The following is a 12,355-nucleotide window of genomic DNA, read 5'->3' on the forward strand; positions in this document are numbered from 1 at the left end:
CTCGCTCGGGTGACCGACTCGAATCTGCTGCAGGGCCCGATCCATGACGTGCACGTGGAGCTGGGGGCGAGTTTCGCGCCGTTCGGCGGGTGGGAGATGCCGGTGCAGTACGCCGGGACGGTCGCCGAACACACGGCCGTGCGGACGGCGGTCGGTCTGTTCGACGTGAGTCATCTGGGGAAGGCGACCGTGCGCGGCGCGGGTGCGGCGCAGTTCGTGAATTCGGCGCTCACCAACGATCTGGGCCGGATCCGGCCGGGCAAGGCGCAGTACACGCTGTGCTGCACGCCGGACGGCGGCGTGATCGACGATCTGATCGCCTACTACGTCGGCGACGACGAACTGTTCCTGGTACCCAACGCCGCCAACACCGCCGCCGTGGTGGCCGAGCTGCGGAAGGCGGCGCCGGACGGCATCACCGTCACCGACGAGCATCGCGGATACGCCGTGTTCGCGGTGCAGGGCCCCCGCTCGGCGGAGGTGCCGGCCGCGCTGGGCCTGCCGACCGACATGGAGTACATGGCCTTCGCCGACGCCGAGTGGGACGGCCGCCCGGTCCGGGTCTGCCGCACCGGCTACACCGGCGAGCACGGGTACGAGCTGCTGCCGCGCTGGGCCGACGCCGAACCGCTGTTCCGGGCGCTGCTCGCGGAGGTCCGCGCCCGCGACGGCCAGGCGGCCGGATTGGGCGCGCGCGACACCCTGCGCACCGAGATGGGCTATCCGCTGCACGGCCACGAACTGTCCCCGGAGATCTCGCCGGTGCAGGCGCGCTGCGGTTGGGCCGTCGGCTGGAAGAAGCCGGAGTTCTGGGGCCGCGACGCCCTGACGGCCGAGAAGACGGCGGGCCCGCGCCGGAACCTGTTGGGGCTCAAGGCACTCGACCGCGGCGTGCTGCGCCAGGGCCAGACGGTACTGCGCGGCGACGAGACCGTCGGCGAGACCACCTCGGGCACCTTCTCGCCGACCCTCAAGGTCGGCATCGCCCTGGCTTTGCTGGACACCGCGGCCGGGTTGGCGCCGGGCGACGAGGTGGAGGTCGACGTCCGCGGCCGTCGCCTCCGCGCCGAGGTGACCCGCCCGCCTTTCGTCACCCCGCATACCTCCTGACCCGGAGGCCGGCGGGATGCCGGACCTGGCATCGCGGGCGGAACGCCGGGTTCTAGGATCGGATTCATGACCGTTGCCGCGCAGTTCACCCGTATCCCGCATCCCTCGCCCACCCCGGCGGCGCGGCGGCAGGAGATGCTGGTGGAACCGGGTTTCGGGCGCTTCTTCACCGACCACATGGTGTCGATCGACTATGTGAGCGGGGAATGGACCAATCCGCGGGTCGAGCCGTACGGCAGCTTGCAGATGGACCCCTCGACCATGGTGTTCCACTACGGTCAGGCCATCTTCGAGGGACTGAAGGCCTACCGGCACGGCGACGGCAGCATCGCGACCTTCCGCATCGACGCCAACGCCCGCCGCTTCCAACGCTCCGCGCGGCGCATGGCGATGGCCGAACTCCCGGAGGAACTGTTCATCGAGTCGATCCGCCAACTACTCGAGGTCGACGCCGACTGGGTGCCCGCGGCAGGTGGCGAGGATTCGCTGTATCTGCGGCCGTTCATGTTCGCCACCGAGGCGGGCCTGGGCGTGAAACCGGCCGAGGCCTACAAGTATCTGCTGCTGGGTTCGCCTGCGGGAGCGTACTTTCCGCGCGGGCTGAAGCCGGTGCGGGTGTGGTTGTCCACCGAGTTCGTGCGCGCCGCGCCCGGCGGCACCGGCGAGGCCAAGGTGGCGGGCAACTACGCCGCCTCGCTGCTGGCCCAGAAGCAGGCCGCCGACCAGGATTGCGATCAGGTGGTGTGGCTGGACGCCTGCGAACACCGCTACGTCGAGGAGATGGGCACCAACAACCTGTTCTTCGTGTACGGCGCGGGCTCGCAGGCGCGGCTGGTGACCCCGGAGCTTTCCGGTTCATTGCTGCCGGGCATCACCCGCGACTCGCTGCTCACCCTGGCCGCCGATTCCGGTTACCAGGTGGAGGAGCGCAAGATCTCGGTGGACGAATGGCGCAAGGGCGTCGAATCGGGTGAGATCACCGAGGTTTTCGGCTGCGGCACGGCGGCGGTCGTCATCCCGGTCGCGTCGGTGCGCTCGGCCGAGGGCGAATTCACCATCGGCAACGGCGAACCCGGTGAGGTCACCATGGCGCTGCGCGAGACGCTCACCGGAATTCAGCGCGGCACGTTCGCCGATATTCACGGCTGGATGCGCAAGCTGATCTGAGCCGGACCGGACTATCCCGGCATCAGCATGTGCCATTGCTCCAGAGTCTGCGGCCGCATCACATAGTTGCTGTCGCGCACGGTGGACAGCGCGGCGTTGGGCTCCTGCGAATACCAGTGGCCCGGATAAACGATCGGGTCTCCCGATAGGCCCGCTAGATATCGGAGACTGCGGAACATCGCGTCGGAATCGCCACCCGGGAAATCGGTGCGCCCGCAGCCGTCGACGAACAGCGTGTCACCGGCGACGAGCCGATCCTCGAACAGGAAGCACTGGCTGCCGGGGGTGTGCCCGGGAGTGTGCAGCAATTCGATCTCGAGCCCGCCGACGGTCACCTTGTCGCCGTGCTGATGCCCGGTGAGTTCGCTGGGCGCGATGTCGGTGACATTGGCGACCCACGGCAATTCCTCGGCATTGACGTGCACCGGGACCTGGACCCGCTCCAGCAGGTCACGCACGCCCCGCAGCGTGAATCCGAGCATTGTCCCGCCCACGTGATCCGGATGGTGATGGGTGGCCAGCACGCCGCTCACGCGCAGTCCGTCGGCTTCGGCGATATCGACCAGATCGGTTGCGGCATACGCGGGATCCACGACCACACACTCACCGCTGTCTCTGTCGCCGAGCAAATACGCGAAATTGCGCATCTGCGTGGCGATCGGATCGCCTACGGCCCAATCCCGGCCGGCCAGCAGCTGACGAAAATACAAACGGTCGGATCCCATGCGTATACCCTATGGCTCGGTGGCGATCGGCGTGCATTCGACCGACTGTGACTCGTCACCGCATACCGCGGCGCGGTCGATACGAAACATGCACGGTGGAATCGCCGGTTCACCTATTGCGGATTGCGAAATTGCGCCGCGCCGACTTTCGCGGCGGCGCAGGCGATTTCGGCTCGGTCAGCGCAGCAGTGGCGCGATTTCGTCGGCGGCCGCCGGGCCGTACGCGCCGCGCAGCCGATCCAGCGCCTCCGTGCGCTCCAGCGTCCATTCCTGCGGGCCGTCGGTCTCCAGCACGAGCACCGCGATCAGCGAACCCAGCTGCGCCGCGCGCTCCAAGCCGAGCCCAGCGGTGTGGCCGGTGAGGAATCCGGCGCGGAACGCGTCGCCGATGCCGGTCGGGTCCACCTTCGATCGCTCCGGCACCACCTCGACGTTCACCTCGGTGCCGTCGCGGTCGACGATCTGCACGCCCTTCGCGCCCAGCGTGGTGATCCGGATGCCGACCTGCGCGCCGATCTCGTCCAGGGTCAGACCCGTCTTCTGGCGCAGCAGGCCGAGCTCGTACTCGTTGGTGAACAAGTACGCCGCGCCCTCGATCAGCTGTCGGGCCTGGTCGCCGTCGAGCAGGGCGAGCTGCTGGGACGGGTCGGCGGCGAACGGGATGCCCAATTCGCGGCATTCGCGAGTGTGGCGCAGCATGGCCTCGGGATCGTTGGCGCCGATCAGCACCAGCTCCAGCTCGCGGGTGCGCGACACCTCCGCGATCGAGATGTCGCGGGCCTCGCTCATCGCGCCCGGGTAGAAGGTCGCGATCTGGGCCATCTCGGTGTCGGTGGTGCAGATGAAGCGGGCGGTGTGCGCCGTGCTGGAGGTCAGCACCGCCGAACAGTCGACGCCGTGGCGCTCCAGCCACTCGCGGTACTCGGCGAAATCCGCGCCGACCGCGCCGAGCAACAGCGGTCCCTTGCCGAGCAGGCCCATGGCATAACTGATGTTGCCGCCCACGCCGCCGCGGCGGATGGCCAGATCGTCGACGAGAAAGCTCAGTGAGACGTGCTGGAGCTGATCCGCAAGCAATGCCTCGGAGAAACGTCCGGGGAAGTGCATGAGGTTGTCCGTCGCAATGGATGCGGACACGGCGATGGTCACGGGAATCCTTCGGTGTCGTGCGCTGCGCACGCCTCGTCGCTGCTCGACAGACGCGTAGCGGGCCGGCGGGGAGCGACCGGGTCTCGGGCGCACTGGTGTATTACCCATGAACGCGCGAAATCAGTCGTCCGTAACGTACACCGTCGAACTACGACCTCACCACCCCCGCGCGCCGGAGTGTCTGGGTCGCCACTCCGCTTGTGCGGCAATCGATCTCAGCTCGCCCGGGCAGCAGACAGCGCGGAATCCCGCCGGGATCCCGCGCTGAGAGGGCCGACTCAGTTGAAGCTGTCGCCGCAGGCGCAGGAGCCGGTGGCGTTCGGGTTGTCGATGGTGAAACCCTGCTTCTCGATGGTGTCGACGAAGTCGATCGCGGCGCCCTGGACGTAGGGGGCGCTCATCCGGTCGACGGTCAGCTTGACGCCGCCGAACTCGGCGGTGAGGTCACCGTCGAGGGTGCGGTCGTCGAAGAACAGTTGGTAGCGCAGGCCGGCGCAGCCACCCGGCTGCACGGCGATCCGCAGCGCCAGATCGTCACGGCCCTCCTGGTCGAGCAGCGCCTTGGCCTTGGAGGCGGCCGCGTCGGTCAGCGCCACACCGTGAGTGGTGGTGGTCTCGTTCTGCACAGTCATGAAGTCTCCTCGGGACCCGTGTTCAACCCGTGAACAGCGCACGGCTCGGAAGCTGTCAACGCCACTTCGCGGGTGGCTATTCCAATCTTGCCACTCGCGCTCGATGGCGCCCTAGTCCGGATACCCACCCGCACCCCGGCCGTATGCCTGCCGGATGTGGCTGTCCGCTATCGACCGTACTCTTGTCGCGGCCGGAAACGATCGGTTAGCGGGGGGTGAACAGTCGACTATGGCACAGGACACAGCAACTCGGCGAACCGGATTTCCAGGGCGATGTGCCATCGAATAGCCTGGTCGGCGTGAAGTTCCTCCGCCGCGGCGATGCCAGCAAGACCGACGACCTCGCCGACGAGACCTCGGCCGACCAGGCCGGCGCGTCCGGCGGCGACTCGGCCACCCCGTCCGAACGGCCGGCCGCCACGGCCACCACCGGCAAGGGGCGGCCCACTCCCAAGCGCCGGGATGCCGAGAACAGACGCCGCGGGCCGGTCGCGCCCGCGCCGATGACCTCGAAGGAAGCCCGCGCCCGTCGCAAGGCCACGCGCGGCACGCGGGCCGATCGCAAGGTGGCCTCGGCCGAGCGCCGCGCCGCCGCCGCCGACCGGCGCGCCCGCATGCTCGCCGGGGAGGACAAGTTCCTGTTGCCGCGCGATCGCGGACCGGTCCGCGCCTATGTGCGGGATCTGGTCGACGCGCGCCGCAATCTGGTCGGTCTGTTCATGCCGCTGGCGCTGGTGCTGATCCTGACCATGTTCCTGACACCGGCGGTGCAGGCCTACGTCACGCTGGCGATGCTGGTGATGATGGCGTTCATGGTCGGCGAGGGGTTCCTGATCGGCCGCACCATCAACAAGCGGGTGCAGGAGCGGTTCCCCGAGGACACCACCTCGTCGTGGTCGCTGGGTTGGTATGCGTTCGTGCGCGCCTCGCAGATCCGCCGCATGCGCGCGCCGAAGCCGCGGGTGAATCCGGGGGATGCGGTCTAGCGCTCCGGCCGAAAAACGTGGCCGGACCGGACGGTCGAAACGTGCCGGGCTGGACGGTCGCGCGGGTTCCGGTGCGGTTCAGCCGTGTTCGCGCATTGCGGTGATGGCACGGAGTTCGAGATCCACGCGTTGGGCGTCGCGATCGTCGACGGCGCTGGAACCCGTTGGGGGCAGGGTGAGTCCGTGGTGCAGGAACACTCGCACCGCCAGGACGATCAGGAGGACGAAGAGGAAGGTGAGCAGCAAGGTGAGCATGGCAGTAAGTTTTCTACCAACTACTTTCTGCCACCAGTGGCAGTAACGACATTGTTCGTAAATATCCGGCCAAGTAGACTCGGCGGATGCTGTCCAAGGTCGCCGCGGTGCTCAGTGCGAACGTCGCCATGTTCGAATTCGGCGTCGTCTGTGAGGTTTTCGGGCTGGATCGCCGCGACGACGGGTTGCCGCCCTTCGACTTCCGGGTCTGCGGGGCGGAGCCGGGACGGTCGCTGAAGTCCAGTACGCCCGGGATCACCCTCACCCCGGAGTACGGCTTGGACGAGTTGCGCGACGCCGACCTGGTCGCGATTCCGGCGTTTCCGGTCGCGCCGGACCACGAATTCGATCCGCGCGTGGTGCGGGCGGTGCGCGCGGCCGCGGACGCCGGGGCGACCGTGCTGACCGTGTGCTCGGGCGCCTTTCTCGCCGGGGCGGCCGGGCTGCTGGACGGGCGCAAATGCACCACCCACTGGCGCTACGTCGGGCAGCTCGCCGAACGGTATCCCTCGGCCACCGTCGACCCGGACGTGCTGTTCGTCGACGAAGGCACTCTGATCACCAGCGCCGGCACCGCGGCGGGCATCGACGCCTGCCTGCATCTGGTGCGGCGCGAGCTGGGCAGTGCGGTCGCCAACAAGATCGCCCGGCGCATGGTGGTGCCGCCGCAGCGCGACGGCGGGCAGCGGCAGTTCATCGAGCAGCCCGTTCCCGAATGCACCACCGACAGCCTGCGCGACACGCTCCTGTGGCTGGCCGAGCACCTCGACCTCCCGCACACGATCGAGGACCTGGCCGCCCGCTCGGCCATGTCGCCGCGCACCTTCGCCCGCCGCTTCGTCGCCGAAACCGGCACCACGCCCGTCAAATGGCTCACCAACCAGCGCGTCCTGCTCGCGAAACACTTCCTGGAAGACACCACCCTCGACCTCGAAACCATCGCGTCCCGTTCCGGTTTCGGCTCCGCCGCCCTCCTCCGCCACCACTTCCAACGCCTCGTCGGCATAGCCCCCACCGACTACCGCCGCCGCTTCGGCGCCTGAGGGTACGGGCGACCCACCAGTTTCCGACCGGACAATTCTTCTACGCGCCGCGGGCGTCGTCACCTCGATGAGCGTGGTGCGGATACTGCCGGGCGAGGGGTTGTGGCGCTGGGGCGGGCGTGCGGGTATCTGGGTGGGGTGGGTTGGTACCGTTCTGGCGTGGTGAAGGATGCTGGGGTGCGGACGCTGGTGCTCGGCGGGGCGCGGTCTGGGAAGTCGGCGTTTGCCGAGGAGCTGGCCGGGCGGGCCGGGGCGGTGCGGTACGTGGCGACGGCCGTGGTGGATCCGTCCGATGCGGACTTCGCCGAACGTGTTGCGGCCCATCGGGTTCGGCGGCCGGGCGTGTGGAACGTGGTCGAGGGTGACCCGGTGGCGCTGCTTGCCGAACCCGCGCCGGTGACGCTCGTCGACGACCTCGGTACCTGGCTGACCGGGCGCATCAATGCGCGGGCGGCCTGGGAACAGCCTCGCGGCACCGTACGTCCCGACATCGACGATCTCGTCGCGGCCGTGACCGGCTACCAGCACCGACTGATCATCGTGAGCCCCGAGGTCGGACTCGGAGTACTCCCCGCGACCCGATCGGGCCGCTTGTTCCAGGACGAACTCGGCGAGCTGAATCAGCGCCTGGCAGCGGTCTGCGACGAGGTGTACCTCGTGGTGGCCGGGATCCCGACCAGGATCAAGCCGAACGCGACCGTCGAAGGCGCGCCCGGTGCCTTGGTGGGCGCGGCGGCCCCAGGTGGTGTCGTAAACGACGCTGCCCGGACGGTAAGTGAATCCCCGTCCAGCGGCGAAGGTGTCGGCCCTGCTGGCTCGGCGCACGATGATGGCGGGACCGACGCCTCCGCGCGGACAGTGGTGACGGGGTCCGGCTCGTCGGGTGCTGGCGAGGTCCAGACCGCTGGTGGTGTCGATGGGGTCGACACAGGGGAGAGGACGAGCGAGTTCTCAGGTGCGGCACCGGAATTCGGGCCCGTCGTCGCGCCTGATGCGCAGGTGCGCGGGCAGGCTGAGGCGCGGCAGTTGGAGTTGACCAAGCCGGGTGGGGCGCTGGGGCGGCTGGAGACGCTGGGGAATTGGGTTGCGGCGTGTCAGGGGGTGTGTCCGCCGCGGCAGTTCCAGCGGGCCCGGGTGGTGGTGTTCGCGGGGGACCATGGTGTTGCGCGGCATGGGGTTTCGGCGTATCCGAGCGAGGTGACCGCGCAGATGGTCGCCAACTTCCTGGCCGGCGGCGCGGCCGTGAACGTCCTGGCGCGGCTGGCGGACGCGACCGTGCGGGTGGTGGACATCGCCGTCGACGGTGATACCGATCCGTCGGTGTCCACGTACAAGATCCGGCGCTCCTCCGGTCGCATCGACCGCGAGGACGCGCTCACCGAGGCCGAGGTGAACGCCGCCTTGGCGGCGGGGAAAGCGATCGCCGACGAGGAGATCGACGGCGGCGCGGACCTGCTGATCGCCGGCGACATGGGGATCGGAAACACCACTCCCGCAACGGTTCTCATCGCCACGCTCACCGACACCGAGCCGGTGCTGGCGGTCGGCCGCGGCACCGGTATCGACGACGCCGGATGGATGCGCAAGGCCGCCGCCGTGCGCGACGCCATGTGGCGGGCCCGGTCGCACCGCCACGACCCGGCCGCGCTGCTGCGCGTCGCGGGCGGCGCCGACTTGGCCGCCGCCGCGGGCTATCTCGCGCAGGCCGCCGCCCGCCGCACCCTGGTCATCCTGGACGGCGTGGTGATCACCGCCGCCGCTCTGCTCGCCGACATGCTGGCCCCCGGCGCCAAGGCGTGGTGGGTCGCGGGACACCGCTCCACCGAACCATCGCACGCCCGGGCCCTCGACCGGCTCGGCCTGGAACCCCTCGTCGACCTGGGTATGCGCCTCGGCGAAGGCTCCGGCGCGCTCACCGCACTGCCGGTCCTCCGCGCCGCCGTCTCCGCCCTCACGGATATGGCGACATTCGCCGACGCGGGTGTGAGCACCGCCGACGAAACCACCCTCGTCCCTTCCGAACTCACTCCCTGACCATGCGCCTCGAACGGCGGCACCACGTCAGGCCCCGACCTCCGAGTCGGCGCTCTGCGGGCGAGTCGGCGCAGCGGTTGGTGAGTGGAGCGGGGCCGCGGGCGGTGAAGTGTTCGGCGGTGGCGGCGTGGTGCGCTGTGGGTGGGTCGACCGCAAGGGTGTGGTGGGGGTGAATTCGGTTCGGTTGGTGGTCTCCTGGTTGACGGTGGTTCCGGTGCGGGGGCCGGAGACGGTGGATCGAGTGGGGGCGGGAAGGGCTATCGGTCTTGCGCCGGTGGTGGGGGTGGTGCTCGGCGCGGGTGTTGCCGGGGTGATGTGGGTGTTGGGTACGGCGGGAATGGGTTTCGGGTTGGCGGGGCTGTTGGGGGTGGGGGCGTTGGCGTTGGCGACGCGGGGGATGCATCTGGACGGGCTGGCCGATACGGCGGACGGGCTCGGGAGTTACGGGCCGCCCGAGCGGGCGCGGGAAGTCATGAAGAGTGGCGGGGCGGGGCCGTTCGGCGTCGCCGCTCTGGTGTTCGCGATCGGGGCACAAGCGCTGGCGTTCGCGGCGCTGGCGGCCGACGGCCGGTGGTTCGCGATCGCGCTGGCTGTCGCGACGGGACGGGTCGCGGTCGTTCTGGCTTGCCGCCGCGGAATCCCGGCCGCGCCGGGAGCCGGATTCGGCAGCTTGGTGGCCGGGACACAGTCGCTGCCGACGATCGGCCTCTGGACGCTGCTCGCGCTCGGTGCGGGCGTTCTCACCACACCCGGCCATCGCCGGCTCGGAGTGCTCGCCGTAGCCGCGAGTCTCGTTATCGCGTGGATATTCGTCCGACACTGCGTACGCCGCTTCGACGGCCTGAACGGTGACGTCCTCGGCGCGGCCCTGGAGCTGACGGTCACCTGCACCGCAGTCATCGCTTCGTGCGGATAGACCCACGAGCCACCGGGACGCCCTGGCGATCGGACAAGCGGACGTGATTCGGGCGTAGGCGTCCTAGCTGGAGCGAGCCTCGATGCGGGCGCGAACCTCGGGACGGCGCAGCGGTGGGACGGATTTCGGCGGCACCTTGCGCTCAGGCAGGTCGGCGAGCAGACGGGTGGTGGCAGCGGCGATATCGGCGACCGCGGCCTCCACCGCCGCCCGATTCGAGGCGGAGACGCTGGACAGGCCGGCGACCTTGCGGACGTACTGCAACGCGGCAGCGTGAATCTCCTCGGGCGTCGCCTCCGGCTCCAGCCCCCGCAGCGCGGTGATGTTTCTACACATGCCCCGAGCGTAGCCCCGAGGTCGGACACGAAGCCCCGCCTACAGCCGTACCGGGTACGTCGGCTCCTGGATCTCCGGCTTGATGCGGTTCTCGACGAAGATGCCGTGCCAGATCATGAAGACCAGGAGGGTCCATAGGCGGCGGCTGTGGTCGGAGGCGCCGGTGCGGTGGGCCTCCAGCATCGCCTTGATCGCGGACTTGTCGAGCAGGTGATCAGTTTGGGAGTCGGCGATCTGGGCGGCGGCCCAGTCGTGCAGTTCGGGGCCGCGCAGCCAGTGCCGCAGGGGGACCGGGAAGCCCAGCTTGGGGCGGTGCAGCACGTGCGGCGGGACGATGGTCTCGAGCGCCCGGCGCAGCGCGTACTTGGTGGTCTCCTTGGTGAGCTTCTGGTCGAACGGGATCTGCTCGGCGACCCGGAACACCTCGGCGTCCAGGAAGGGAACCCGCAGCTCCAGCGAGTTGGCCATGGTCACCTTGTCGGCCTTGACCAGGATGTCGCCGCGCAGCCAGGTGAACAGGTCCAGGTGCTGCATGCGCGCGACCGGGTCCCAGCCCCGCGACCGCTCGTAGATCGGCGCGGTGACGTCCCGGTGCGTCCACTCCGGGCGGAAATCGCGCAGCACCGCCCGCAGCTGGGCGTCGCTGAAACTGCGGGCGTTGCCGTAGTACCGCTCCTCGAGCGGCAGCGAGCCGCGGTGCAGCAGGCTCTTGCCGCGGGTGCCGTCCGGAATCCGCTCCGACAACTTGCCCGCCAGCCTGCGCACGCCCTGTGGCAGATACTCGAAAGGCTTGAGCGACAACGGTTCCCGGTAGATCGTGTATCCGCCGAACAGCTCGTCGGAGCCCTCCCCGGACAGCACCACCTTCACGTGCTTGCGGGCCTCCTTGGCCACGAAGTACAGCGGCACCAGCGCCGGGTCGGCGACGGGATCGTCGAGGTACCAGACGATTTCGGGGATCGCCCCCGCGAAGTCCTCCGGGCTCACCGTGCGGATGTAATGCTTCGCGCCGATCGCCTCGGCCGTCTCGGCGGCCACGTCGGCCTCCGAGTACCCCTGGCGCTCGAACGCGGAGGTGAACGTCAGCAGATTCGGGTTGTGCCGGATCGCCAGTGCCGCAATGGCTGTCGAGTCGATGCCGCCGGACAGGAAGGAGCCGACCGTGACATCCGCCCGCATGTGCTTGGCGACCGAGTCCTCCAGCACCTCGGCGATCTCGCGATAACGCCGCTCCTCGCTGCCCGCGGCGAACGGACGCACCCGGAACCGAGGCTCGAAATACCGCGTGATCTGCGGTGCCGCACCGGGTTCCAGGGTGGCGTAGCACCCGGACTCCAGGCGGCGGACGTCCTTGTGCAGCGATTCCGGCTCCGGCACGTACTGCAGCACCGTGTAGTGCTCCAGCGCCCGCATATCCAGATCGTCGGAAAGGCCCAGCGCCGGAAGCAGTTCCAGCAGACTCTTCTTCTCACTGGCGTAGGCGGTGCCGTTCGGGCCGGTGGCCAGGAACAGCGGCTTGATGCCGAACGGGTCGCGCGCGAGGACCAGCTGCCGCGTCTCGGTGTCCCAGATCGCGAAGGCGAACATGCCGCGCAGTCGCGCGAACGCGTCGGTGCCCCAGTAGTGGTAGGCCGCGACGATCGCCTCGCCGTCGCCCTCGGTGGTGAACCGCGCGTCGTGCTCCTCGCGCAGCTGCTCGCGCAGTTCCAGGTAGTTGTAGATCTCCCCGTTGAATGCCAGGGCGTAACGCTCCGGGCTGTCCGGCGGCCCCCAGCGCAGCGGCTGGTGCGAGTGCTCGATGTCGATGATCGACAGCCGATTGAAGCCCAGGATGATGTGTTCGTCGTGCCAGGTACCGCGCTCGTCCGGCCCGCGGTGACGGCCACACTGCAGCGCGTCGTACACCTGCTTCACGATGTCGTCGGTCGCCACGTCAGCTGTCAGAAATCCGAGCAGTCCACACACTGCGTCGAGAACCTCGTTTCCGGGATCGGGTGCGGGC

Annotated in this window: 12 protein-coding genes; 6 read left to right on the plus strand and 6 right to left on the minus strand. The window is 69.3% G+C overall.

Going from position 1 to position 12,355, the window contains the following annotated elements:
- Window positions 1-9 precede the first annotated feature (9 nt).
- Both gcvT and ACFMRZ_RS34040 read left to right on the plus strand, forming a co-directional pair.
- Complete coding sequence (gene gcvT / locus ACFMRZ_RS34035; RefSeq protein ID WP_400182315.1) at window positions 10-1,110, plus strand: glycine cleavage system aminomethyltransferase GcvT; 1,101 nt, start codon at window positions 10-12, stop codon at window positions 1,108-1,110.
- A gap of 66 nt (window positions 1,111-1,176) precedes the next feature.
- Window positions 1,177-2,277, plus strand: coding sequence for a branched-chain amino acid aminotransferase (locus ACFMRZ_RS34040; protein ID WP_400182317.1), 1,101 nt, complete (start codon window positions 1,177-1,179; stop codon window positions 2,275-2,277).
- An 11-nt stretch (window positions 2,278-2,288) separates the two neighbouring features.
- On the opposite strand, the gene ACFMRZ_RS34045 is transcribed toward ACFMRZ_RS34040, so the two are convergent.
- The 3 genes from ACFMRZ_RS34045 to ACFMRZ_RS34055 all read right to left on the minus strand — a co-directional run bounded on the left by ACFMRZ_RS34045 (window position 2,289) and on the right by ACFMRZ_RS34055 (window position 4,783).
- Window positions 2,289-3,002 carry an MBL fold metallo-hydrolase gene (locus ACFMRZ_RS34045; RefSeq protein WP_280271798.1) on the minus strand — a complete coding sequence of 238 codons (714 nt, stop codon included), beginning with the start codon at window positions 3,000-3,002 and terminating at the stop codon, window positions 2,289-2,291.
- Window positions 3,003-3,179: 177 nt separating this feature from the next.
- On the minus strand, window positions 3,180-4,151 hold the full coding sequence (locus tag ACFMRZ_RS34050) for a carbohydrate kinase family protein (protein ID WP_280271797.1): 972 nt from the start codon (window positions 4,149-4,151) through the stop codon (window positions 3,180-3,182).
- Window positions 4,152-4,429: 278 nt separating this feature from the next.
- On the minus strand, window positions 4,430-4,783 hold the full coding sequence (locus ACFMRZ_RS34055) for an iron-sulfur cluster assembly accessory protein (RefSeq protein ID WP_280270501.1): 354 nt from the start codon (window positions 4,781-4,783) through the stop codon (window positions 4,430-4,432).
- Window positions 4,784-5,082: 299 nt separating this feature from the next.
- Between ACFMRZ_RS34055 and ACFMRZ_RS34060 the strand changes: the two genes are divergently transcribed.
- A complete protein-coding gene (locus ACFMRZ_RS34060; protein WP_400182319.1) occupies window positions 5,083-5,769 on the plus strand; it encodes a DUF3043 domain-containing protein in 687 nt (228 codons plus the stop codon).
- 78 nt (window positions 5,770-5,847) lie between these two features.
- Here the strand turns inward: ACFMRZ_RS34060 and ACFMRZ_RS34065 are convergent, their stop codons facing one another.
- On the minus strand, window positions 5,848-6,024 hold the full coding sequence (locus ACFMRZ_RS34065) for a hypothetical protein (RefSeq protein WP_400182320.1): 177 nt from the start codon (window positions 6,022-6,024) through the stop codon (window positions 5,848-5,850).
- Between the two features lie 86 nt (window positions 6,025-6,110).
- On the opposite strand from ACFMRZ_RS34065, the gene ACFMRZ_RS34070 reads away from it, so the two are divergent.
- The 3 genes from ACFMRZ_RS34070 (at window position 6,111) to ACFMRZ_RS34080 (ending at window position 10,017) form a co-directional block, all read left to right on the plus strand.
- Window positions 6,111-7,067, plus strand: a complete 957-nt coding sequence (locus ACFMRZ_RS34070; RefSeq protein WP_400182321.1) for a helix-turn-helix domain-containing protein — start codon at window positions 6,111-6,113, stop codon at window positions 7,065-7,067.
- A gap of 159 nt (window positions 7,068-7,226) precedes the next feature.
- Window positions 7,227-9,101 carry a nicotinate-nucleotide--dimethylbenzimidazole phosphoribosyltransferase gene (gene cobT, locus ACFMRZ_RS34075; protein WP_400182322.1) on the plus strand — a complete coding sequence of 625 codons (1,875 nt, stop codon included), beginning with the start codon at window positions 7,227-7,229 and terminating at the stop codon, window positions 9,099-9,101.
- Window positions 9,102-9,270: 169 nt separating this feature from the next.
- A complete protein-coding gene (locus ACFMRZ_RS34080) occupies window positions 9,271-10,017 on the plus strand; it encodes an adenosylcobinamide-GDP ribazoletransferase (RefSeq protein WP_400182323.1) in 747 nt (248 codons plus the stop codon).
- A 63-nt stretch (window positions 10,018-10,080) separates the two neighbouring features.
- Here the strand turns inward: ACFMRZ_RS34080 and ACFMRZ_RS34085 are convergent, their stop codons facing one another.
- Both ACFMRZ_RS34085 and asnB read right to left on the minus strand, forming a co-directional pair.
- Window positions 10,081-10,353 carry a DUF2277 domain-containing protein gene (locus tag ACFMRZ_RS34085; protein WP_280368873.1) on the minus strand — a complete coding sequence of 91 codons (273 nt, stop codon included), beginning with the start codon at window positions 10,351-10,353 and terminating at the stop codon, window positions 10,081-10,083.
- A 39-nt stretch (window positions 10,354-10,392) separates the two neighbouring features.
- A complete protein-coding gene (gene asnB / locus ACFMRZ_RS34090) occupies window positions 10,393-12,318 on the minus strand; it encodes an asparagine synthase (glutamine-hydrolyzing) (RefSeq protein ID WP_400182324.1) in 1,926 nt (641 codons plus the stop codon).
- Window positions 12,319-12,355: the final 37 nt, after the last annotated feature.

It is taken from the genome of Nocardia sp. N2S4-5 (genome assembly GCF_044628355.1).
Lineage (GTDB): Bacteria > Actinomycetota > Actinomycetes > Mycobacteriales > Mycobacteriaceae > Nocardia > Nocardia wallacei_B.

Bases quoted from the DNA above. Each gene is read 5' to 3' on its own strand.
- ACFMRZ_RS34040 (WP_400182317.1), top strand. From the start codon at position 1,177: ATGACCGTTGCCGCGCAGTTCACCCGTATCCCGCATCCCTCGCCCACC.
- ACFMRZ_RS34065 (WP_400182320.1), bottom strand. From the start codon at position 6,024: ATGCTCACCTTGCTGCTCACCTTCCTCTTCGTCCTCCTGATCGTCCTG.
- ACFMRZ_RS34045 (WP_280271798.1), bottom strand. From the start codon at position 3,002: ATGGGATCCGACCGTTTGTATTTTCGTCAGCTGCTGGCCGGCCGGGAT.
- ACFMRZ_RS34055 (WP_280270501.1), bottom strand. From the start codon at position 4,783: ATGACTGTGCAGAACGAGACCACCACCACTCACGGTGTGGCGCTGACC.
- ACFMRZ_RS34085 (WP_280368873.1), bottom strand. From the start codon at position 10,353: ATGTGTAGAAACATCACCGCGCTGCGGGGGCTGGAGCCGGAGGCGACG.
- ACFMRZ_RS34070 (WP_400182321.1), top strand. From the start codon at position 6,111: ATGCTGTCCAAGGTCGCCGCGGTGCTCAGTGCGAACGTCGCCATGTTC.